A 22,835-nucleotide genomic window follows, 5' to 3' on the forward strand; every position below is an offset into this window, starting at 1 on the left:
ATCTTCGTAGCCAGCGGCGACACCGAACACCCGCTGACGAACCAGAGTGTCGAGCTTATGACGAACCTGTTCTGGTGCGCGGGGATCAAGAAGCACGGCGGCCAAGCGGCGTGTCAGGCGATGCTGTTTATCGACTTCACGAAGCAGGAGTAATCCGGCGTCCGACGTGATGTGGCCCCCGGAGAAGTCGGCTTCAATTTGGCGGCGCGAGAGTGGCGAGAAGGTCAGCTTTTCAGGTACCATTTTGGAAGCGGCTGTTGGTGCTTGATGGATTGGTTAGGTTCTTGAAATCATAGCACTTTCAGCCGCTTTCTATTATCCCCTGTGAGAAATTCGGGCTAGGGTCAGCGGCTATATCCAGGAGTTGGCGTTCGAGGAGGGTGAACTGGTCGAACAGGGCGACCTGTTGTTCCTTATCGACCCACGGCCTTACCAGGCGCGTGTCGGCGCCGCCCAGGCTGAGCTTGACCAGGCCAGGAGCCAGCAGACGTTAGCCGCCAGTGAAGCCGAACGAGCGCGGGTACTGTTGGGGCGTCAGGCCATTTCTCAGGAGGTGCATGACCAGCGCCAAGCGGCCCTGAACAGTGCCCGGGCCATGGTGGATGCCGCTGAAGCGGCGTTGGATACTGCTGAGCTTGACCTTGAGTATACCCGCATCACCGCGCCGGTCAGTGGCCGTGTTGGTCGGGCAATGGTGACCCGAGGCAATCTGGCCAATGCCGACCAAAGCCTGCTGACTACTCTCGTCACCATCGATCCGATCCATGTCTACTTCGAAGCGGACGAACAGGCCGCCTTTGCCAGCCAGACATTGTTGGCCGATGGAGAGAGCAGCCTAACGATTGAGCTGGGCGGCGACTCGCAGCGCCAGTACACAGGCGCACTGGACTTCATCGACAACCATTTGAACCCCAGCACGGGAACTCTGCAGTTCCGGGCGCTGCTGGCTAACGCTGATGGCCGCATCCGGCCGGGAGAGTTTGCGCGTGTCGAAATGCCGGTAGCCCGTTTGGAGCAGGCGCTGCTGGTGGATCGAAAGGCGATCCTGACCGACCAGGATCGCCGCTACGTCTATGTCATCGATGGTGATAACCGAGCAGAGCGGCGTCAGGTAGCCACAGGGCGACAAGTGGAGGAGTTGATGGTGGTTACCGATGGGCTCAGCCCCGGTGATCGAGTGATCGTCAACGGGGTACAAAAAGTGTTCTTTCCCGGTATGCCAGTGAATCCCCAAAGCGTGGCCGACGCCCCGGCTGACGATACCTCTATTTCCGATGGCCCTGTTTCCAATAACCAGGCCACCATTGCGGCCAGGGAGGAGTAAACCGCCATGAATTTCTCCCGTTTCTTCGTCGATCGACCAATCTTCGCGGCGGTGCTGTCGATTATTATCCTGGCAATCGGGCTGATCTCCATTCCCAACCTGCCGATCAGCGAGTACCCGGACGTGGTGCCGCCCTCGGTGGTGGTGCGCACGGTCTATCCAGGCGCCAACCCGAAAGAGATCGCCGAGACCGTGGCGACGCCGCTGGAGGAAACCATCAATGGCGTTGAGGACTTGATGTACTTCAAGTCCGTCGCGGGCTCTGATGGCGTACTGCAGATGACCGTCACGTTCCGCCCAGGTACCGATGCAGAGGAGGCCGCTGTACGGGTGCAGAACCGCGTTAGCCAAGCCGAGGCGCGGTTGCCGGAAGCCGTGCGTCGTCAGGGCGTGACCACCCAGAAGCAATCGCCCACTTTCTTGATGGTTGTTCACCTCACCTCGCCTGAGGGCGAGTACGACACTCTCTACCTGCGCAACTACGTGCGGCTGCATGTGAGGGATCGCCTCGCTAGGCTCGAAGGGGTCGGGGACGCCCAGATATTCGGTGGGGGCGACTACGCCATGCGGGCCTGGCTTGATCCGCAGCGGGTGGCGGCGCGTGATCTCACCGCCAGCGACGTGGTGGCTGCCATGCGCGAACAGAATGTCCAGGTTTCCGCCGGGCAGTTGGGTGCTGAGCCCATCGAAGAGAGTGATTTCCTGACCCTGATCAACGCCCGCGGGCGGCTGGAAACGGTGGAGGAGTTTGGCGACATCGTGCTGAAACGCGGTGAAAATGGTGACATTCTGAGATTGTCGGATGTGGCCCGACTGGAGATGGGCGCCGGGGACTATACCCTGCGCTCGCAACTGGACGGCAATGATGCGGTCGCCATTGGTATTTTCCAGGCACCGGGCGCCAATGCGCTGGCTATCCGCGAGCAGGTGGTAGCCACTATGGACGAGTTGGCTACTCAATTCCCTGCGGGCGTTGAGTATGAGGCGGTCTACGACACCACTATTTTCGTTAGCGATTCGATCAAGGCGGTGGTGAAAACCCTGCTGGAAGCCGTGCTGCTGGTGGTGCTGGTCGTTACTCTGTTTCTGCAGACCTGGCGTGCCTCCATCATTCCGCTGTTGGCGGTACCAGTATCAGTTATCGGTACCTTCGGGGCGCTCTATCTGCTGGGGTACTCCATCAACACGCTGACCCTGTTCGGCTTGGTGTTGGCCATCGGCATTGTGGTGGACGACGCCATCGTGGTGGTGGAGAACGTGGAACGCAACATCGGCGAGGGGCTCAATCCCCAGGCCGCCGCCCACCAGGCGATGAAGGAGGTGTCTGGACCGATCATCGCTATTGGCTTGGTGCTGTGTGCAGTGTTTATACCCATGGCCTTCCTTTCCGGGGTGACCGGGCAGTTTTACCGCCAGTTTGCGGTAACCATTGCCATCTCGACCGTTATCTCCACGATTAACTCCCTTACCCTGTCGCCCGCCCTGGCGGCAATGCTGCTTAAACCCCATGACGCACCTAAGGATCGGCTCACTCGTGTGATTGATTGGCTATTCGGCTGGCTATTCCGGCCCTTTAACCGCTTCTTTAACGCCAGTGCTGACAAGTACCAGGGCGGCGTGGCACGTTCACTAAAGCGACGGGGCGCCGTATTTATGATCTACGCTCTGTTGCTAACAGGTACTGGGCTGATGTTCAAAGTGGTGCCGCCTGGGTTTATTCCGGTTCAGGACAAACTGTACCTGATTGCCGGTGTAATCCTGCCGGAAGGGTCGTCTCTGGAGAGAACCGACCAGATGCTCCAGGAGGTGGTGGATATTGCCATGGAGACCGAAGGCGTTGAGCACGCCATTGCCTTTCCTGGCCTCAACGCGCTGCAGTTCACTAACACCTCCAACACAGGGGTAGTGTTTCTGACTCTAAGCCCCTTTGGCGAGCGCAGCCTCACCGCCGCAGAGATAAACGCCAGGATTAATCAGGGAATAGGTGGCCTGAAGGAGGGCTTTGCGTTTGCGTTTATGCCGCCCCCAATTCTTGGTCTTGGCAATGGTTCGGGCTACCAGATGTTCATTGAGGATCGTGGCAACCTGGGTTATGGGGCGCTGCAGGGGGCGGTTAACCAGTTCCAGGGCGCCATTGCCCAAACACCGGGGATGGGATTCCCGATCAGCAGCTATCAATCCAACGTGCCGCAGTTAGATGCAGAGGTGGATCGGCTGAGAGCCAAAGCCCAGGGTGTGCCGTTAACCGAACTGTTCGATACCCTGCAGATCTATCTTGGCTCGACCTATGTGAATGACTTCAATCGCTTTGGCCGAACCTGGCAGGTGATTGCTCAGGCGGACGCCCCTTACCGGGCCAGCGTGGAGGACATCGCCCGCCTGCGCACTCGCAACGACCAGGGTGAAATGGTACCTATCGGCACGATGGTTAACATCACGCAAACCTTCGGCCCAGACCCGGTGTTGCGCTACAACGGCTACCCGGCGGCGGACTTAGCCGGGGAGGCTGACCCCAGGGTGCTTTCTTCTGCCCAGGCCATGGAGGCGATCAACGCTCTGTCGCTAGAGGTGCTGCCGCCGGGCATGGCATTCGAGTGGACAGACTTGAGCTATCAGCAGTCTACCCAGGGGAATGCTGCGCTGGTGGTCTTCCCGCTGTCGATCCTTCTGGTGTTTCTGGTGCTGGCGGCACTCTACGAAAGCTGGACGTTGCCCTTGGCGGTGATCCTGATTGTGCCCATGTGCATGCTCTCGGCCCTGATCGGCGTCCGGTTTGGCGGCGGCGATAACAATATCTTCGTGCAGGTGGGGCTAGTGGTGCTGATTGGTCTGGCGTGTAAGAACGCCATTCTGATTGTGGAGTTCGCCCGCGAGTTGGAACTGCAGGGCAAAAGTGTCGTGGACGCCGCCCTGGAAGCCTGCCGACTGCGGCTGCGCCCCATCATCATGACCTCTATCACCTTCACCGCTGCGGTGCTACCGCTGGTCATCGCTACCGGGGCAGGCGCCGAGGTGAGGACAGCGCTGGGCACCGCGGTGTTTGCTGGCATGATCGGGGTCACCCTGTTCGGGCTGTTCCTCACTCCGGTGTTCTACGTGGCGTTGCGTAAGCTGGCCGGCTCCCGTCCGCTTGTCAGCCACCACAATTCCACACTGGTTACTTCGGAGCACTCCGGTTGATGTCCAGGCGCCGAGTAATAAACCCTCGACTGCGTTTGGCCGATACCAGGGCGAAGTTACTCAATAGGGAAATCAACAAGGCAGTCAGAGGCGGTCGATTGGGTATATTACTCACCCTGCGCATCACGGGCCGCCTGCAATAACGCGATCACTTCATCATCGCTGGTTTGGGTGAAGTCTTGGTAGTGCCTGCCCACGGCGCTAAAAGGATCTGGGGTCGCCAGGCAAACCATATCCTCTACTTCGCTAGCCAACTCATCTAGTGTGGATCGCGGGGCGACAGGCACCGCCAGGGTGACCGTGGCGGCGCCCGCCTGGCGAAGTGCCCTGGCCGCGGCCTTGGCGGTGCCCCCGGTCGCGATGCCGTCATCCACCAGCAACACTCTACGTCCGCTAACGTTAATCGGCGGGCGCTTACCGATGTAAGCCTGGCGACGACGAGCAATTTCACGCCGTTGCCGCTGTATTTCCGCTTCAATATAGCGTTCCGAGGGCTGGACTATCTCCAGCATCTGCGGATTCATCACCACCTGCGGCGGGTCGCTATCCACAACCGCCCCAATTCCGAACTCTTCTTGCCCAGGTGCCCCTAGCTTGCGCACTACCATCACATCCAGCGGGAGCTGTAGGCGAGTGGCTACCTCGTAGGCCACCGGTACACCTCCACGTGGGAGCGCCAGCACCAGGTCGAAGCGTACCGGGTCATAGTGGGAGCCGGTTAATGCACCGGCAAGTTGACGTCCTGCCTGTTGGCGATTTTCAAAAAGCACTCGGTTGTTGAGCATGCGTCGCTCCTAAACACCCAGCGGATATGCGTCATGTGTTTCCTGGAACGTCCAGAGGCTAGGTCAGTGGACTCGTTGAACCAGCGTAGGCCGCGAACGTTACCTACAGAAACACAAGGGAGTGATGTGTGATTTACTATAGTAAGTAAGTAGAGGCTTATCCAAAGCCGTGCGATTTGTTGGGTAACCGGCGTCGGTCACCCTCGCAAAAGGAGGCACTATGCTGCTGAAAGGGTCATGTCATTGTCAGTCAGTCACGTTCAGTGTGAAGTCACACCACCCCTATCCATTTAATCGCTGTTACTGTTCTATATGCCGAAAAACCGCGGGCGGTGGTGGTTACGCCATCAATCTCAGCGGAGAAAGCAAGTCCCTCAATGTAAAAGGAGATGAGCACATCTCGGTCTACCGCGCGGTCATCGATGGCGTACAAAGCACGGGAGAGCGACATTTCTGCAAGCATTGCGCCTCGGCGCTCTGGGTATACGATCCTGAATGGCCCGAGCTTGTCCATCCCTTTGCCTCGGCAATCGATACCGAGCTGCCTTCACCACCTTGGCGTACTCACATGATGTTGGGGAGTAGAGCGCCATGGGTCGAGGTGAATGCGCAGGGCAAGGATAAGTGCTTCGAAGTATACCCGGATGAAAGTCTTGCCGAATGGCATCAGCGCCTGGGGTTGGAGCGCTAGCCGTGTTTCGCTTGCCGATATAACCACCACCCATCAACCCCAAACGAGTAGGCAAGCGTCACCAGCGCACTGAAGGCGAGTAGGCTGGCCGTTAGGTGATCGGTAAGCGGTGTTAAGGCCAGCAGCAGCGCAACGACCTGCCAGACACACACCGCTTTACGGCGAAGGCTTACAAATAATGGCTGTGACAGCCACGTAAAGGGCCAACTGGCGGCTATAAACAGGTAGCGCATCCCGCCAATCAACAGCACCCACCCGCCTAGCGCTTCGCTGAGCATCAATCCCACGCAGAGCAGCAGAATCAGCAGGGCATCTAGTTCCATGTCAAAACGCGCGCCGAACTGAGTGTGGCTGTGCGTACGTCTGGCGATCCAGCCATCAACGCCATCCAGCAGTAGGGCGACCACGGCCAAGCCCAGCCACAGCCATGGCGAGGCGATAAATGCCTCGTTGGCGAGTGCGCCCGCCACCAACGCGACTAATACCGCGCGGGTCAGCGTCACGCGGTTAGCCCAACCAAGGGCCCCATCAGACCAGTGAGCCATCACTAATACGCTGGTCACGGCGTAACATAACACTGCTAAGACCCAGTTAAGTGGACTCGTGATTAACGAGGGTAATAGCCACCCGGCTAAGACCAATACTGCGCCGCCAAAAGCGAGCTCCGCGGCTGTCAGCCAACGTTTTGACTCAGATGTTGAAGGCGTAATCGTAAAGGGGTGCATGGCCGCTCTCGTTAATGAGGTTATCGAACCAATAAAATAATTCGATGCAAATATTTTTATATGTACCATTCTTGTAGAAGAAGGTAGGGTTGTCCAGTGGCCCCACGTCGAATAATCGTATGTTTAACGCTACGCTAAAAAGGGCATGCCGGTGAACACAATTCGATACCAGCCTGTTGTTCGACGTTCAGCCATTCGCCGTGCTGAGCAATGGTATGCCTTAGGAGAATGGCGCGTGGCACAAGGAAGGAGTGCTGATGACAGTGTCTGACAATGCTACCGCGTTTTGGGTCACCCACCCAGGCCACGGGGAGCTTAGGCAAGAAGTGTTACCCGCACTTGATGAGGGCGATGTCCTTGTACACACGCTTTATAGCGGAATAAGCCGTGGCACGGAGTCGCTGGTCTTCAACGCTCGTGTACCGGAAAGCGAGTTCTCACGCATGCGAGCGCCCTTCCAGGCGGGTGACTTCCCCACGCCGGTCAAATACGGCTATGCAAGCGTTGGTAATGTCGCTCAGGGGCCAAGCCACCTGCAAAATCGTCGTGTTTTTTGTCTTTATCCCCATCAAGACCAGTATGTGGTGCCTGCCACTGCCGTGTTACCGCTTCCCGATGGAGTGCCCGCGAAACGCGCCGTGTTGGCCGCCAATATGGAAACGGCGATTAACGGCGTGTGGGATGCTGAGCCGGTATTGGGTGAGCGTATTAGCGTCATCGGAGCCGGTGTGGTGGGGGCTCTGGTGGCTTATTTATGCAGCCGAATCCCTGGCGTCGAGGTTCAACTGGTGGATATTAACCCTGCCCGTGAAGCGTTGGCTAAGCAGCTCGACGTGCCTTTTTGCCTACCCGCGCAGGCACGCGAGGCTCAGGACTGCGTGATACATGCCAGCGGCCATCCCGATGGACTTCGCCATGCGCTCAGTATTGCGGGCACTGAAGGCCGCATTATTGAAATGAGCTGGTTTGGCGAAAGCGAGGTGACACTGCCATTGGGCGGCGCTTTTCATTCCCAGCGGCTGACGTTGCGTGGCAGCCAAGTGGGCCAGTTGCCGCCCAAGTTACGCCCACGTTGGGACTATTCGCGACGACTTAATTTAGCGCTGAGCCTGCTGGTTGATGATCGATTAGACGCGCTTATCAGCGGGGAAAGTGACTTTGACGCTATGCCTGAGCTGGCTACGCAGCTGTTTTCACCGGGCAGCACCGCGCTTTGTCATCGGCTGCGCTATCCCGCTTTATCTACACAATGACAGGAGTGTCTATGTACCGTTTATGTGTTCGCGACCACTTTATGATTGCCCACAGTTTCAAGGGTGAGATATTCGGTCCGGCCCAGCGCACCCACGGTGCCACCTACGTGGTCGATGTGATCTTCCAGCGCCCGGAATTGGATGGCGACGGGCTGGTGATTGATATTGGCTTGGCCAGCGAGACCGTTAAAGCGGTGCTGTCAGGTTATAACTACCAAAACTTGGATGAGGTGAGCGAGTTACATGGTAAAAACACCACAACCGAATTCATGGCCAAGGTGATCTTCGACCAGCTAGCCGCCGCCATTAACGCAGGCGATATGGGAACCACTGCACGGGGCCTGACCCATATGGAAGTCAAGCTGCATGAGTCACATGTGGCCTGGGCAAGTTTTGAAGGCGCGCTATGAGCCAGCGTTTTAGCTTGATCGTTGCCGGTGATCCAGCTCAACGCACCGGTGGCTATCTCTACGATGCCCAAATCGTCACGGCGCTGCGCGCGCAGGGATGGGAGATTGAGGTTATCGGGCTGGACGGCAACTTCCCTGATGCCGACGCTGTGGCCGGCCAGGCGCTGGATCAAGCACTGGCGGCGCAGCCCGACCAAGCAGCCGTGGTGATCGACGGGTTGGCCATGGGAGCATTGCCCGACGTCGTAGCTCGGCACGCCGAGCGCTTAGCCATCACGGCGCTGTTGCATCACCCGCTGGGCGATGAGTTGGGACTGAGTGCAGTCGATCAGCAACGGCTGCACCGCAGCGAGCTGAACGCACTTGTATCGCTGCCGCGCATCATCGTCACCAGCCAGTTTACCGCGCGACGTTTGTCAGAACTGGCGGACGAATACGCAATACCGCTAAGCGCTCAGGTGACCGTGGTTGAGCCGGGCGTTGAGCCAGCACCCATTAGCCCCGCGGCTGAACCGGGCGAACCGCTACGACTGTTGTGCGTGGCTACGCTCACGCCGCGCAAGGGGCAAGATGTACTTGTTGAGGCGCTGGGAGGCCTGGATGCGCAAGACTGGCGTTGTGACTGCTACGGCGGTGCGCGGGATGCAGAATTCACCCTGCGGCTTCAGTCGCTAGTCGAGTTCCACGACCTTGAAGCGCGCGTCACCTTGCATGGCGAGTGTGATAGCGACACCCTCGATGCGGCCTATCGACGTGCCCATGCGCTTGTGCTGCCCTCCTGGTATGAAGGCTACGGTATGGTGGTCACCGAAGCGCTGGCCCACGGCCTGCCGGTGATCACCACGACCGGGGGGGCACTACGCGATACCTTGCCGAAAGGTGCTGGTTTGAGCGTTGAACCAGGCGATATAACGGGACTTCAGGACGCCATTGCGCGCTTTTGTAACGATGCCGAGCTGCGCGCCTCGCTGCGCCAAGGGGCGGCTGACGCCCGCGAAAACCTCAATGACTGGCACGCTGCAGGTGCGGTGTTTGCTCGCGCGTTAACACCGACTGACTGTGCTTTAGCCACGGGCAGCCAGTTTTCCTCCCCATGGCTGGCGCTGCGCGAGGAAGTCGACCGTGCCTCGCGTTCCTCGCGGTTGGCCACCATGGCCGGTGAATGGTTGTCCACCCGTGCCACCCCTTATCGGTTGGTGGATTTAGGCTGCGGTCGAGGCAGCAATGTCCACTACCTTGCTCCTTTGTTACCCGGCCCACAGACGTGGACGTTAATCGACCACGACCCTAATTTGCTCACCGAGGCGCGTGCCCGGCTGATGACCCTTCGTGATGCGCGCGGCCTGCCGATCACTACTGAAACGCAGGCGGCATCGATTACAAACCTCGAGCAGTTAGCACTCAACGGCGCCCATTTGATGACCGCCTCGGCGCTGCTGGATTTGGTGTCCAAGTCATGGATCGATACGTTGGTCGCGCACTGCGCTGCGAATCGCCAGGGGCTGCTGATGGCGCTAAGTGTGACTGGCGAATGGTGGTTTACCGACAGGCAGCATCGCTGCGTTGTTGATGAAAACGACCAATGGATACTCGAATTATTTCGTGCCCACCAGCAGCGCGATAAGGGCCTGGGTGACGCCTTGGGTGGCCAAGCGCATGCCACGCTGGTCGCGGCTTTCGAAGGCCAAAACTATCGCGTTGAAGAGGCCGATACCCCATGGCAGTTGGCGGCGGGTGACACTGACCTTGAGACTTTAATGACCTCGTTGGTCGATGGCTGGGCCGCGGCGGCTAGCGAGCAAACCCCCGCTGCCGCTGAATCAATCGAAAGCTGGCGTGCACAGCGTTGTCAGGCGCTTGCCAGCGGTGAGTTGGGTATATGGGTGGGCCATCGTGACCTGCTAGCGCTTCCTCGGGGAGAGGGGTAACCCATGACCAACGCGCAGTGGTTACGTGCCCCGTGGCTGCGCCGCGTGGTTATCAGTATTGTCTTACTGGTCGCGGTTGCGCTGTGGGTCGATCCGCAGACCATTATCGCGCATGTACAACGGCTGTCCCCTGGGTGGGTGCTGCTGGCACTGTTGATTAGTGTTTTTCAAGTGATGTTGAGCGCCTGGCGTTGGCAGCTAACGGCAAGGTTGATTCAGGTGCCGATGCGCTTCAGCTACGCGCTGAGCGAGTATTACTTGGCCTTGCTGGTAAACCAGCTGTTGCCGGGCGGCGTGTTGGGCGATGCGGGCCGGGCCCATCGCCATGCGGCGCAATCCGCTTCTACCGGACGTGCGTGGCGCGCGGTCATTATTGAGCGTGTCTCGGGGCAGGTGGCGTTAGCGTTGTTAACCCTAGTGGCACTTGCGTTGTCACCGCTGTGGCATGCAGCACTGGGGTGGTCGGTATGGTTCTCCATCGGGGTTGGTACGTCGCTGGTGTTAGCGCTAGTGGCGGTGGGTGTCGCGAGTCGGCAGAAGGGCTGGCTGACGCTGCCTGGCTGGTGTTTGAACGTTGGCCAAGATATTCAACGCGGACTGTTAACCACCGGCGTTTGGCCTGTTCAGTTGGTGTCGTCGCTTACCATTGTGTTGAGCTACGGTGCAGTGATGGTTTGCGCGGCGCGATCCATTGGCGTTGAGCTGCCGGTATTAAGCTTGCTGGCGCTTGCCCCGGTGGTGCTACTCGCCATGTTGATACCTTTCTCGGTCGCCGGGTGGGGCGTGCGCGAAGGCGCGGCGGCGGGTGTTTGGGCGTGGGTTGGGCTGCCTGCCGGCCAAGGTGTCGCCGTATCGTTGGCCTACGGGGTCGTCGTGTTGCTGGCCACCTTGCCGGGGCTATGGGTGGCTTTGGGTCGTCGACATGCAGCGCTACCCCCCGAAAGCGGCCGGGCGCAGCAGGACGTCGAAAAGGGTGTCGTCACCGCAGCGGAAAGTTCGCAAGGCAGGGCGCAGCGCACTGTCCAACGTCTCGATGGGCGTCATCTGCAGGCCGGGGCGGCCCGAGCCAATCAACAACGGAGCGACCAGCAAGTGCAGTCGGTCTACTACCCCCGCCTCAATAAACTGAGAGACGGTAATGCCGCCGCCTTCTACCAAGATTCGGTGCAACTGGTGCGCTTCCAGCAGCGCAAGGACATCGCGGGGTGCAAACTGGCCCCGACTATCCAGCGGCAGCACGCAGCGTTCGACCGAGCCGCTCGGCGCGGGCAGCGAAGCCTGTGGCCCGACCAAATGCAGCGTGGTCGCTTCGTTACCTTGAAACAGCTGCCGGTCCATCGGCACCCGGCCGCGGGGATCCAACACCACCCGCGTCGGATGGCGGCCGCTAACGTGGCGGACGGTCAACTGCGGGTTATCGGCATCGGCGGTTCCGGCCCCTATCACCACCGCATCGGCCAGCGCTCGCAGCCGATGCAGATGCACCAGGCTTGCCTGGCCATTGATGTAATGGGAATGGCCGCTTTGGGTGGCAATCCGGCCATCCAGGCTTTGCCCCAACTGCGCCACCACCCAAGTCTTTGCACTCACCAGCGGCGTCATGTAGCTCACCAGTTCTTGGGCATCGGTGGTCATCGGATTTGTCGCTTCAAAAGGGTGGCCTGCCAACAGGTACCGCCAGGCATCGTCCTGGGTCATTTTCCCGTTGGTGCTCACGTTATTCGTTCGTTCCTTGGAGTGGGGCATGACGCCTCCGCGCTGAGTCAACCGTTGCATCATGCGGTGCACGACGACCCAGCGCAAGCGCCCCTCGCCCCACATACCGGAAAGCCAGGAGGCTTCTATGTATCACATTGAACGCGCCATTTTTGATATTCGACGGGGACTTCCCGTGGTGGTTAAGGCGGGTGACCAGCAACTGTTGGTTCAGGCATTGGAAGGGATCGAGTCGGTTAACGAATTGGCTCGTTTATCCGGCTCGCGCCCGTCGTTGGTGTTAACGCGGCACCGCTTGGAATCAATGGGCGTTTCGATCACCGCTGACGCGGCGTATTTACCGTTGGCGGCACAGGTGGATGAACGTGCCCTTTACGCCCTGGCCGTGGCGCAGGTGGAGCAGTATGACTCACCTGCTTTGCTAAGCGGCTTGCAGCCAGCGGGCATGGGGGAGCGAGGTGCGGTCGCACTGATGCGCCGGGCATTGCTGATCCCTGCTGCGTTGATCGCCGTGGTGAGTGGCTCAGCGGCTGACGATATCGCCCAGCGGCTGGCGACAGGCGAGCTGCTCGAAGTGGACGCCAGTGATGCTGAAGCCTGTCTTGCCGGGGCGCCGGGTATGCTCAAGCGCGTCAGCGAGGCGCGCATCCCGCTGGAGGACGCTGTCGACAGCCGCTTTGTGTTGTTCCGCGAACCGGACGGCCTGCGCGAGCACGTTGCGGTGGTTATCGGTCGTCCTGAAGCGCACAACGAGGCCGTTCCACTGCGCATGCATTCGGCGTGTTTGACCGGCGATCTGTTTGGTAGCCTGCGCTGCGACTGCGGCGAACAGTTGCGCAATGCCGTCGCCGATATCGAGGCCATGGGCGGCGGCGTGCTGCTTTATCTTGCCCAGGAGGGCCGTGGCATCGGCCTGGCCAACAAGCTGCGCGCCTATACCTTGCAGGATGGCGGTTTGGATACGGTCGACGCCGATCAGGTGTTGGGCTTCGGCGACGACGAGCGCGACTATGCCGTGGCAGTGGACATGCTGCATGCCCTGGATATCTCACGTGTGCAGCTATTAACCAATAATCCGTTGAAGATGCGGGCGCTGCGCGAAGGCGGCATTAAGGTCGTGGCCCGTCAGGCGCTTTACGGGCGTTTGAATGACCATAACCACCGCTATCTCAACGCCAAGGCCACGCGGGCCGGGCATTTTCTGGAAGACGTGTTAAGCAACCAGCGTTAAGGCGTCGACAACGCGTGTAGGCGGGCGGTTTCGGTCACCACAGCGGCGAGCTGCCCGGCGTAATGCTGCACCAGGCGAGCGCCCAACTCGGCCGTCGCCTGGCGGGCATCACCGGCGACACCGTGGTCACTCAAATCTTCTGCCAGCCAGGCAAACGAGGCTGCTGCCTCCGGGCCTACCAAGGAGTCGCCTTGGGGAGTAGCAGGCGCTGCCGCTTGATAGTCTTCCAACTGAACCAGGGCCGGGGCTAAATGCAGCATTATGGCGGTTTCCAGCGCCCCGCCGTGCAAACCGTAGCACAACTCATCGGCGTTAATCGCGCCTTTCAGCGGCGGCAGCCGTGTATAGGTGGCTTTCACCACGCGCATTGCGTGGCGGCGGCGCAGCGTGAGCGCGGCTAGATCCATCACCGCTTTGTTGCCGCCGTGACTGTTTATTAGTACCAAACGGCGAATCCCCGCGTGTGCCAGGCTATCGCCGTAGGCTTCTAAGGTGGCAATGGCGACCGGCGCTGGCAGGCTCAGCGTCCCAGGGTAGCTTTTGTGCTCATCGCTGGCCCCTACGGCCATTGGCGGCAGACAGAGGACATCAAGGGAGGGATCAAGCTGCTCCAACATGGCGGCCTGCAACCCTTCGCCAATGGTGAGATCCGTGGCTAAAGGGAGGTGGGTGCCGTGCTGTTCGATTGCGCCCAGCACTAACACTGCGACCGGGTCACGCTGGGCGATATCGGCTAATTGGGGGGCTGTAAGCGTTTGCCAATGATGCATCATACTGTGTCACGCCTATACGGGGTTGAAAAGTGGCGGAAATATTAAGTGCTGACAGCCTATCAAGACGTCGCTACCAGTAGTGGATGGTCGGCGCGGCAGGCGTAAAGGTCTCCCGACGGCAGCGCATCGGCCCCTGCGTTCAGCCACTGGGTAATCGCCTGCGGGCTTTGCCACTTGATCCAGCGGAAATGGCGCTGTTCACCGGACACGGCATTGTAGCGATAGTCGCCCAGGCGGCTTAAGTGGCTTACGCAGTCGTGACTCACCTGCAAAGCGCCCGCCACAAACTCCACAGAGAGGGCGGCCACTGGGCAGCTTAGCCCGGCCAGCACTTCGGCTTCAAAACCTTCGACATCCACTTTGATAAAGCTTGGTTCGCCATAATCGCTGATTAACTGATCCAAGGTGGTGACGGGCACTTGTAGGTGTTGCTCCCAGCGCACTTGGCTAAACCCTGCGTTGCGTTTGCCAATCTGCTCGCGCCACTCGGTCGCCAAGGTGGAAAGGGTCGGGTTGCCGGCACTAATGGCGATCTCGGCCACCCCCGCCGCTGGCCCTGCAGCCAGCGGCAACAAGGTGACCTTAGAGGTAGTCACCATGCGCTTAAACCACTTGGCAAGTTCAGGCTGTGGCTCAAGCGCGACGACTTGGGCACCCAAGGCATGAAACGCCGCACTACGGTCGCCTAGGTGGGCACCGATATCAAACGCGGGCTTACCGGGCACGATGAACGGTTGGTATAGACGTCTGAGCCCTTTTTGGCGCCCTGGCCGCCAGTAAATAAACAACGAGCGGGTAATCCCGAGCGTGTGAGGTAGCCGTTGCAGATACCGCATTAATGGGGATCCTTTAGGGTTGCGGTAGACGTGAGTGCCTGGCGTTTAAACAGCTTGAACGATTGACAGGGCATCTCACCCTTGCGCTCAGCGGGCGTTAGCATCAGTGGGAATGGCCGTTGGGTGGCCGGATCCAGCGGATGGGAATCGCTGTCGGCAACCAGTGCCGTAAAATCCTCCAATAATGGCGGCGTCAAGGTGTTACTGGGCGTTTTTAAAAGCCTTAAGCGATGGCTGATAACGCTGCCCCAGGTGCCGCTGCTGGAGTATTTTACCAGTGGTGCAGCAGCCACCAGACCCAGCCATGCGGGAGCGAGCCAGCCAAACGCCGTAGGCGAGAAAACCACCATGATGCCCGCCCAGAGTATCCCGCTGAGCGTCATCCAGCCGGTATGCTGCCAGGTTTCGCGCCAGCTGAGCGAACGTTCTCCGCGCGGTTGAGTTTGCCAATCGATAGAACGACCCAATAGTACATTGATGATAAACAAACTATGCCAGGCCATCATCAGCGGGGCGATTAAGGCGGCAAATAGTATCTCAAGGACGGTGCTGGCGATTAAACGTAACCGACCGCCAAAGGCGTGAGGCGTTTGCCAGCACGCCAGTGCCAAACCGAGTAATTTAGGGGCTAGCAGCATTGCCAGGGTGATAGACAGCAGCCCCAACGAGAGTGGTTTGGGTAATGCTGTGGCCGTGACATCACCCAGCACGTGATAGCTCACCATCACACTGGTACAGATCAGCAGTGCCAGCCAGACTAACGACGATAAATAGGCAAACGCACCGTAGAAGAAATGCATGCGGCTGAGCGGATGCAGTCCCGAACCACCCAGCAGGCGTAGGTGCTGAAGATTGCCCTGTAGCCAACGGCGGTCGCGTTTAGCAAAGTCGAGCAAGTTGCTGGGCATTGCTTCAAAACTATTGTGCGATGCGCTGATATAAGGGTCATGGCGCGACACAGCCGTGGTCATCGAGGTATCGAGTATGACTTGCCAGCCGCCGCGTTTGAGTAGGGCAGCCTCGACAAAATCGTGACTCATGATTTCGCCGCCCAATGGTGGTTTGCCGGGTAGCAAAGGTAAGCCGGCATGATCCATGAAGGCGCGGGTTCGGATAATAGCGTTGTGCCCCCAGTAGTTGGCGGCATCGCCGTGCCAGAAGCTCTGGCCGGTGGCGAGCATCGGGCTATACAGTGCAGACGCAAACTGGGTGAAACGACCAAACAGAGTTTTCTGTCCCACAGGGATCGGCACGGTCTGAATTAAGCCAATACTGGGCTGACGCTGCATGCGTTGCACCATGCGCAGCAGTGTTGCGCCGCTCATTAGGCTATCCGCATCCAGCACGATCATGTAATCGTAGTGACGGCCCCAGCGGCGGCAGAACTCGGCGATATTGCCCGCTTTGCGGCCATTGTTGTTGGCACGGCGCCGGTAGTGGATCGCCAGCCGACCCGCAAAGCGACGCTGCAGAGCCGCCACGTGGGCTTCTTCCAATTCGGCCACGGCGGCATCCTGGGTGTCGCTCAGTATAAATACGTCAAAATGTTCGCTGAGCGGATTCGCCGCCTCGCCTTTGCCTGTCTTATCCAGTTCGTGGCTCAATAGCGAATGGCAAGTGGCCTCAAGCCCCGCAAAGGTGGGGATGGGCGGTTCGGCGTATATCGGCATCACAATGGCCGTGCGGCTCACCAGTAAACGCGCACTGGGTAACTCCCGGTTCAACCGTCGCAGGCTGAGGGGGTCAAGGTGCAGCGCGCAGATAACAAAGCCACATAGTGCGCCCCAAAAGGCTAACGCAATCCAGGTGAAGGTCAGCGCAAACAGAACTAGCATGGCGAGTTGCCAGCCCGGAGCAAGACTCGATGTGACACGATACATGGCGATACACCCCGCCACGCTGGTTGCCAGCACTACCAAACCCAATAACGCTCGGCGTGTTTTAAGCCAGGGTATCGATGGCCTCAAGGGGGGTGCATCAATCATGGGGATACCACACGTAGTTCCAGGTTTCGCTAACAGGTTTGCCGTTTAGAGTCAGCCTTAGGCGAACATCGCTGGGTTGATCGTTTGCGGGTAGCCGGAAACTTGCGCGCCAGGCGTTATCCGGCAGTGCGGTTAGTTGAGGAAGTAATACCTCACCTTGCTGGGCGCTAATGTCGAGCTCGATAGGTTGGTCGGCGGTTAAATCGGCTAGGGCTCCGCCTTGGAAGTCGACAATAAATTGCCGCTGCGCGCTACTAGACGCGTCCGCTTGCCCCGGTACGCCCGCGCTACCGTGGCGGGTACGCACCACATGGCCCAGAGTGTGGCTTTCAGGCTGGGTGTTGAGCGTGTGTGTTTGGTAGTGCAATCGACGCGATTCCCCCGCACCTAACGGCTTCTCCGCTACCCAGTAGGCGACAATGTTGTCGTGGGTCTCGTCAGGGGCGGGTATTTCCACCAGCTCGACGTGGCCTTTGCCCCAGTTCTCAAGGGGCGTTACCCACTGGCTGGGGCGGCGGTGATACTGGGCCTCCATATCCAGGTAGCGATCAAAATTACGCTCGCGCTGCATCAGCCCGAAGCCTTGGGGTGTGTCGTCCATAAACGCCGAGGTACGCACCTCGTCGGGATTGCTGAGCGGTCGCCAGATCCACTCGTCGGCCCCGGTGTGGATCAGCAGACCGTCGGAGTCGTGAACCTGGGGGCGAAAATCATCCGGGCGTTCGCGACTCGACTCGCCAAAGGTGAACATGCTAGTCAGTGGCGCAACGCCCAGCTTGTCGATGTCGTCGCGGGCAAACAGCTCGGCTTCGACCTCTACCTGGGTGTCGTTACCGGGCGTAATGACAAAGCGATAGGCCCCGCTTAGCGAAGGGCTGTCCATCAGCGCGAGCAATTCGATCTGTTTGGCGTCCGCGTCGGGTTTATAAAGCCAGAACTCACGAAAGGCTGGAAACTCCTCGCCTTGAGTAGACGCGGTGTCAATGGCAAGCCCGCGGGTCGATAAGCCGTAAACCTGATCTTGACCGACGAGTCGAAAATAGCTGGCGCCGAGAAACACAATAAATTCGTCTGCGTAGTCGTCACTGTTAAGTGGATAATGCAGGCGAAATCCCGCATGGCCGCTGCCGCTTAAGTCGTGCTCAAGTAGCGCACTAGCCTCACCATCGTAGCGGTAGTCGTCAGTGGAAAAGGGCAGGGGAACGACTTTTCCCTCTTCGATGATATTTAAGCGAACGGGCGACTGGAACAAAAAGCCGCTGTGGAACAGCTGCAGGTTAAAAGGGCTTTCATCGCGCCAATAAGCGTGTGCCGGATCAAAGCGAATCTGTCGGTAGGTGTCATAGTCGATCTCATGGAGCACTGTGGGCAGGTTATCCGCCGGCGGGTCATAGGGCTGATTGGCCAGGTCTTGGGCTTGCTCTACCACGGCGTGATAGTGATTAAGTTGTTTGGCCATCACGGGCAGTGTGACCAACGAGCTAAAAATGACGAGCAACGTTCCTTTTGCGCTGTATCGCATATCGGTGATGTCCTTTCAGTTGCCTCCGCTCGCTGACTTTTCGTGCAAGCCTTAAGCTCTATCCTCTACCACTTAGTGCAATTTTTAAACAATAGTTATACATTTAGTCAGTAAAGTACATGTTAGGTGCGTTTGCCAGCATTGTTATGAGAGCGCGACAATGCTGCATCCGTTCATTATTTATTGGCAACGGGCAGTAAATCGGCAATGCGGCGATTATTAATAGGGGCGTTAGCGCTCAATATAGGCTTGGTGGCGCCTCTTTGGTGGCGCTACGGTGACATCCAGGCAAATCTGATTGCCTGGGAGGCTTGGTTGATCGTGCCGTTAATGTTGCTAATGCCCCGCGGAAACCTGCGCTTGGGCCTTGGCGTTGCACTGGCAAGTTGGGTCATCCTGGCCACCTTGATCAACCTGGGCGATGCGGCTACTTACATGGCTTTTGGTCGACCGCTCAACCTGTATCTCGACACGCCGCTGCTGGGCTCTGTTTATGATTTGCTTGCAGGAAATGTAGGCCAAGCCTGGGCAATATGCACAATGCTGGTGGCGGTTGTGCTGTGCGTACTGCTGGCGCTGGGGGTGATGAAGTTACTGCTGCCAAGCGCCGGTTATTCGCTTTCGGCGGCGACTAGGCGTTGCGCGTTGGCGATGCTGCTGTTGGCTGGCGCGGGCGCGGGGTTAGCGCTTAGCGGCAATGGCATCACCCAGCGCGCAAGCCTGCCCGTTGTGAGTGCCACTCAGGTTCAGTGGCGCCAGCTTGTTACCACTCACCAGGCCAAACAGGCATTCACCCGAACGCTTGAGGCCTCCCCCATTGCCCAGCGCCCGCTCAACGGTTTGGCAGGGCGTCGGGTGCTGATGACGTTTATCGAGTCCTACGGCGTCACGGTGTTGGAAGATGACCGCTACCGCCCGGCAGTGGCGCCTACGCTTGACGAGATCGAGCAACGCCTCACAGACCGCGATCTTGCCGTGGTATCGGGGCTGCTCACATCGCCGATTCGTGGCGGTCAATCCTGGTTGGCACACGCCACTGCGCTAAGCGGCTACACCATTGATAACCAGCTGTGGTACCAACTAATGCTGGACAGTGACGCGACCACGCTGGTGGATGATTTTCGCGCCACGGGCCAACGCACACTCGCGGTGATGCCGGCGATTACCCAGCCTTGGCCGGAAGGCGCTGCCTACGGGTTTGACGAGTTGGTCGTCGCGAAGGACATACCTTACGCTGGGCCACCGTTGAACTGGGTGACCATGCCTGATCAATTTACCCTGGACTATACCCAGCGCCAGTTGTTGGATGAGTCACCGGTGTTTGCAAAGTTAGCGCTGATCTCAAGCCATGCGCCTTGGACGCCTATTCTGCCGGTGTTGGATGATTGGTCGACGATTGGCGACGGGGCGATTTTTGCCCCCTGGGAAGAGGCGGGTGATCCGCCGGAAGTGCTGTGGCAGGATATCGAGCGTATCCGCGACCATTACAGTTGGTCGATCGACTACTCGATTAAAACGGTAGGGCGCTGGGCCGAGCGCGTGGTCGACGACAATACGCTGCTGATCGTGCTCGGTGATCATCAACCGGCCCCGTTAATTACCGGTGACAATGCCAGCGGCGCGGTGCCCGTGCATATTATTAGCGGTGACCCCGAATTACTGGCGCCTTTCCAGGCAAGAGGGTTTATCCCCGGAATGTGGCCCGCGCAGGAAAGTAACGAACCTGTCCCAGAATTAAGCCAACTGCGGCGCTGGCTTCACGCCGACTTTGCGTCTAAGGACGCCAACTCAAGGACGGCACCATGAACCAGCCGGTGATTCTGGGTCATGTCGCGCGCGACAGCGATGAGTAAGTCACAGCATAGCTAGTAAAGCCGGTAGTCGCGGTAGTTGGGCAGCTTTTGCTGTTCTTCGGGGGTCTTGCCGTAGCGCTTGTATTCCCACTGATACTGCGCTGGATCAAGGGCGATGGCGGCTTCCACGCTGACGTTGACGCCGGTGGCCGACTGGACGTCATCCTCGTGGTAGACCCGCTCGTCGGCGTCGAGAAAGTGAATCTCAAATCCCTTGCCGGGAACCCGCAGGGCAACCCCGGTGACTACGCGCGCCTGGGTGCGGGCCACCAGTTTGGGCAATAATGTGGCGGTATAGGCGTCACGGCCAAAAAACGGCGCGAACACGCCGCTTCCCCAGCTCGGTTCCTGGTCGGGCAGTATGCCGATGGCTTCGCTGCGCTTGAGCGCCTTGAGAAGCGCGGCGACGCCGCGAGGATTGGTCGGCACCAACGCCGCCCCCATCCGCTCGCGGCCATGCCGGATAATGGGATCCAGCGCTGGCATTTTGGGCGGTTCGTACATGGCGGTGAAGGGAAAATGGCTCGACAGCCAAAAGTTCAGCACTTCCCAGTTGCCAAAGTGGGGAGCCAACACGATCACACCGCGTCCTTCGGCCCTGGCGTTATCCAGTTTTTCGCGGCCGTGCACCACCAGGATACTGTTGGTCACGCGTTCGGGTTCGGCCATCCACGCATGGCCCAGTTCTAGCATAGTGGCCGAAGAGTGACGTAGGCTTTGGTGGGCCAGCGACTTGCGCTCGTCGCCGGTGAGCGTGGGGTAAGCGGCCTTCAGGTTGGCGTTGGTGACGTGGCGCTCGCGACGGCTCAGCCGATAGACCTGCGGCCCCAGCCATTTGGCGCAACGCCACAGCCGACCCAGCGGCCAGTCGGCAAGCAACCGCCACAGCCGGGCAATGGCCGAGGCCTGGGGAAAACGCCGCATGATGCGCTTTAAAAGTGACCGGCGTTTCGGCATAGACTAGACCAACCAGGTATTTACGTTGGAAGGTGCGCGTTTCTCTTGCAGTCCTTTGAAGCCTTTAACACAGCGAATAATCAGCCATATGGCTAGCGCTAGCATTAGCAAGAAGCCGATTAGAATCGGGGTTAAGAGCAAACAAAGGATCCCGTATGCCAAGCCCATCCAAAACGTACGAATCTGATAGCGGTAGTGTTCGTCCAGCCACGCCGGGCCTTTGCCTTTATAGACGTAAGCGATAACTACACCGATAATCGACGTGAAGGCGAGAATAAAACTGGCCAGATAGAGTGCATAGATAACCAACGCCATGGTGGTATCGGGCTGATGGTGCTGCTCTTCGCTGACGACTTCATTGTCAATTGGCGCATCATTGGCGTTATCACGCATAACGTTTCCTTTCGATAAATCCGTATAAGTGGTGAATAGACACGGCTAAACTGCCTGGCGCGCCTCAGTGGCCGCTGTTTAGGCGCGGCCTATGATACCTTGCCCTATTTAACTTGGCACTAACGCGCAGCCGGGCGGCAAATCTCAAGCAGGTTGCCGTCCGGGTCGCGCAAGTAAATCGATTCAATCGGCCCGTTGGCCCCTTGGCGTGCCACCGGGCCTAATTCAATCTCAATGGCCAGGGCGTCCAAGTGTTGTTTGAACTCATCCAGCGGTAGCTGGCAGCGCAAGCACAGGTCTAAACTGCCGGGGGTGGGCGTGGCAGAAATAGGCGCGATATCGGTATCGGTTTGGTGCAGGCGCAACGCGGTATCGCCGAGCAGTAAATCAACCCGTTGAGCGTCTCGGTAGCGTACCTCTAAGCCTAAAACCCGCGAGTAAAAATCCACCGCGCGACCCATGTCGGTCACGGTCACAACAAGATGGTCCAGACCTGAGAGCATGCCTCTTTCCTTAATACATAACAGTGAGTCAAAGAAGACGACGATGCGATATTGTCCGCTATGCGATGCAGGCGACGCTACTCATTACCATCGCGATCGCCGCCGAGATTATTACCAGTGTGCCACGTGTGCGCTGGTATTTGTGCCGCCGGAGCAGCATTTGAGCGCCGCCGCCGAAAAAGCGGAATATGATAAACACCAAAACTCGCCGCATGATACGGGATATCGACGCTTTTTAGGGCGTTTATTTATCCCGATGACCGTGAGACTGCCCCTTAAGGCTTGCGGGCTCGACTTCGGATCCGGACCAGGGCCGACGCTATCGCTAATGTTCGAAGAGCAGGGATATCCCATGGCGATTTACGACCCTTTCTATACCGCTGATACGTCGGTGTTGACCCGCATCTATGATTTTATCACTGCGACCGAAGTCGTCGAGCATTTGGCAATGCCCGGCCGGGTGTTCGACCAGTTGGCGGGACAGCTCGTGCCGGGCGGCTATCTTGGGCTAATGACCAAGCGGGTCACCTCGCGCGAGGCCTTTGCCCGCTGGCACTACATTGCCGACCCCACCCACGTGAGTTTTTTTAGTGAAGTGACGTTTCGTTGGTGGGCAGCGCAGCATGGTTTTACAGTGGAGTTTCCTGAGGCTGACGTGGCTATTTTTAAGAAACCGCTAACGTGTACAGCTGTAACATTATAAAAGAATTGACTTTGTCCCCTTTAGGACAATAATTGCGAGCCGATATTCCTACCTGACTCGATGCGCC

Annotated in this window: 20 protein-coding genes and 1 pseudogene; 10 read left to right on the top strand and 11 right to left on the bottom strand. The window is 58.7% G+C overall.

Going from position 1 to position 22,835, the window contains the following annotated elements:
• Positions 1-243 (bottom strand): transposase (locus BLR97_RS15750; protein ID WP_211605172.1); only part of this gene is annotated, 243 nt, incomplete at its 3' end.
• An 88-nt stretch (positions 244-331) separates the two neighbouring features.
• Here BLR97_RS15750 and BLR97_RS15755 point away from each other — a divergent pair.
• Both BLR97_RS15755 and BLR97_RS15760 read left to right on the top strand, forming a co-directional pair.
• Complete coding sequence (locus tag BLR97_RS15755) at positions 332-1,324, top strand: efflux RND transporter periplasmic adaptor subunit (protein ID WP_089707480.1); 993 nt, start codon at positions 332-334, stop codon at positions 1,322-1,324.
• A 6-nt stretch (positions 1,325-1,330) separates the two neighbouring features.
• Positions 1,331-4,504, top strand: a complete 3,174-nt coding sequence (locus BLR97_RS15760; protein WP_089707481.1) for an efflux RND transporter permease subunit — start codon at positions 1,331-1,333, stop codon at positions 4,502-4,504.
• Positions 4,505-4,611: 107 nt separating this feature from the next.
• Here BLR97_RS15760 and BLR97_RS15765 read toward each other — a convergent pair whose 3' ends face one another.
• A complete protein-coding gene (locus tag BLR97_RS15765; protein ID WP_089707482.1) occupies positions 4,612-5,289 on the bottom strand; it encodes a phosphoribosyltransferase in 678 nt (225 codons plus the stop codon).
• A gap of 220 nt (positions 5,290-5,509) precedes the next feature.
• Between BLR97_RS15765 and BLR97_RS15770 the strand changes: the two genes are divergently transcribed.
• Positions 5,510-5,980 carry a GFA family protein gene (locus BLR97_RS15770; protein WP_089707483.1) on the top strand — a complete coding sequence of 157 codons (471 nt, stop codon included), beginning with the start codon at positions 5,510-5,512 and terminating at the stop codon, positions 5,978-5,980.
• Here the strand turns inward: BLR97_RS15770 and BLR97_RS15775 are convergent.
• On the bottom strand, positions 5,977-6,705 hold the full coding sequence (locus BLR97_RS15775; protein ID WP_089707484.1) for a CDP-alcohol phosphatidyltransferase family protein: 729 nt from the start codon (positions 6,703-6,705) through the stop codon (positions 5,977-5,979). The genes BLR97_RS15770 and BLR97_RS15775 overlap by 4 nt on opposite strands.
• Positions 6,706-6,962: 257 nt before the next feature.
• On the opposite strand from BLR97_RS15775, the gene BLR97_RS15780 reads away from it, so the two are divergent.
• The 4 genes and pseudogenes from BLR97_RS15780 to BLR97_RS19990 form a co-directional block, all read left to right on the top strand.
• Positions 6,963-7,958: a zinc-dependent alcohol dehydrogenase gene (locus BLR97_RS15780; protein WP_089707485.1), complete on the top strand. Its 996-nt coding sequence runs from the start codon at positions 6,963-6,965 to the stop codon at positions 7,956-7,958.
• An 11-nt stretch (positions 7,959-7,969) separates the two neighbouring features.
• Entirely contained in the window at positions 7,970-8,368 is a 399-nt protein-coding gene (locus BLR97_RS15785) for a 6-pyruvoyl trahydropterin synthase family protein (protein WP_089707486.1), read from the top strand.
• Entirely contained in the window at positions 8,365-10,296 is a 1,932-nt protein-coding gene (locus tag BLR97_RS15790) for a glycosyltransferase (protein ID WP_089707487.1), read from the top strand. Before BLR97_RS15785 ends, BLR97_RS15790 begins: the two co-directional genes overlap by 4 nt.
• Positions 10,297-10,299: 3 nt before the next feature.
• Positions 10,300-11,181: pseudogene (locus BLR97_RS19990) on the top strand (lysylphosphatidylglycerol synthase transmembrane domain-containing protein); the annotation flags it as partial.
• Between the two features lie 45 nt (positions 11,182-11,226).
• Here the strand turns inward: BLR97_RS19990 and BLR97_RS19995 are convergent.
• Complete coding sequence (locus BLR97_RS19995; protein ID WP_340147944.1) at positions 11,227-12,117, bottom strand: RibD family protein; 891 nt, start codon at positions 12,115-12,117, stop codon at positions 11,227-11,229.
• A gap of 22 nt (positions 12,118-12,139) precedes the next feature.
• Here BLR97_RS19995 and BLR97_RS15800 point away from each other — a divergent pair, with 22 nt between their 5' ends.
• On the top strand, positions 12,140-13,243 hold the full coding sequence (locus tag BLR97_RS15800) for a GTP cyclohydrolase II (RefSeq protein WP_089707489.1): 1,104 nt from the start codon (positions 12,140-12,142) through the stop codon (positions 13,241-13,243).
• Here the strand turns inward: BLR97_RS15800 and BLR97_RS15805 are convergent.
• The 4 genes from BLR97_RS15805 to BLR97_RS15820 are packed head-to-tail and all read right to left on the bottom strand — an operon-like array spanning position 13,240 to position 18,296.
• Positions 13,240-14,016, bottom strand: coding sequence for a creatininase family protein (locus BLR97_RS15805; RefSeq protein WP_089707490.1), 777 nt, complete (start codon positions 14,014-14,016; stop codon positions 13,240-13,242). The genes BLR97_RS15800 and BLR97_RS15805 overlap by 4 nt on opposite strands.
• A 59-nt stretch (positions 14,017-14,075) precedes the next feature.
• Positions 14,076-14,852 carry an FkbM family methyltransferase gene (locus tag BLR97_RS15810; protein ID WP_089707491.1) on the bottom strand — a complete coding sequence of 259 codons (777 nt, stop codon included), beginning with the start codon at positions 14,850-14,852 and terminating at the stop codon, positions 14,076-14,078.
• The gene (gene mdoH / locus BLR97_RS15815) at positions 14,852-16,837 is read right to left on the bottom strand and encodes a glucans biosynthesis glucosyltransferase MdoH (RefSeq protein ID WP_089707492.1); all 1,986 of its coding nucleotides are present in this window, start codon (positions 16,835-16,837) and stop codon (positions 14,852-14,854) included. The genes BLR97_RS15810 and mdoH overlap by 1 nt, the downstream gene beginning before the upstream one ends.
• Positions 16,830-18,296, bottom strand: coding sequence for an OpgD/OpgG family glucan biosynthesis protein (locus BLR97_RS15820; RefSeq protein WP_244511339.1), 1,467 nt, complete (start codon positions 18,294-18,296; stop codon positions 16,830-16,832). The genes mdoH and BLR97_RS15820 overlap by 8 nt, the downstream gene beginning before the upstream one ends.
• A gap of 270 nt (positions 18,297-18,566) precedes the next feature.
• Here BLR97_RS15820 and BLR97_RS15825 point away from each other — a divergent pair, with 270 nt between their 5' ends.
• On the top strand, positions 18,567-20,165 hold the full coding sequence (locus BLR97_RS15825; RefSeq protein WP_089707494.1) for an alkaline phosphatase family protein: 1,599 nt from the start codon (positions 18,567-18,569) through the stop codon (positions 20,163-20,165).
• 59 nt (positions 20,166-20,224) lie between these two features.
• On the opposite strand, the gene BLR97_RS15830 is transcribed toward BLR97_RS15825, so the two are convergent.
• The 3 genes from BLR97_RS15830 to BLR97_RS15840 form a co-directional block, all read right to left on the bottom strand.
• On the bottom strand, positions 20,225-21,136 hold the full coding sequence (locus BLR97_RS15830) for a lysophospholipid acyltransferase family protein (protein ID WP_089707495.1): 912 nt from the start codon (positions 21,134-21,136) through the stop codon (positions 20,225-20,227).
• Positions 21,137-21,172: 36 nt separating this feature from the next.
• A complete protein-coding gene (locus BLR97_RS15835; protein WP_089707496.1) occupies positions 21,173-21,562 on the bottom strand; it encodes a DUF4870 family protein in 390 nt (129 codons plus the stop codon).
• 119 nt (positions 21,563-21,681) lie between these two features.
• Positions 21,682-22,065, bottom strand: a complete 384-nt coding sequence (locus BLR97_RS15840; protein ID WP_089707497.1) for a VOC family protein — start codon at positions 22,063-22,065, stop codon at positions 21,682-21,684.
• Positions 22,066-22,108: 43 nt separating this feature from the next.
• Between BLR97_RS15840 and BLR97_RS15845 the strand changes: the two genes are divergently transcribed.
• A complete protein-coding gene (locus BLR97_RS15845; protein ID WP_244511334.1) occupies positions 22,109-22,768 on the top strand; it encodes a class I SAM-dependent methyltransferase in 660 nt (219 codons plus the stop codon).
• The last annotated feature ends 67 nt before the right edge of the window (positions 22,769-22,835 follow it).

This window comes from Vreelandella arcis (genome assembly GCF_900103865.1).
In the GTDB taxonomy this organism is placed as follows: Bacteria; Pseudomonadota; Gammaproteobacteria; order Pseudomonadales; family Halomonadaceae; genus Vreelandella; species Vreelandella arcis.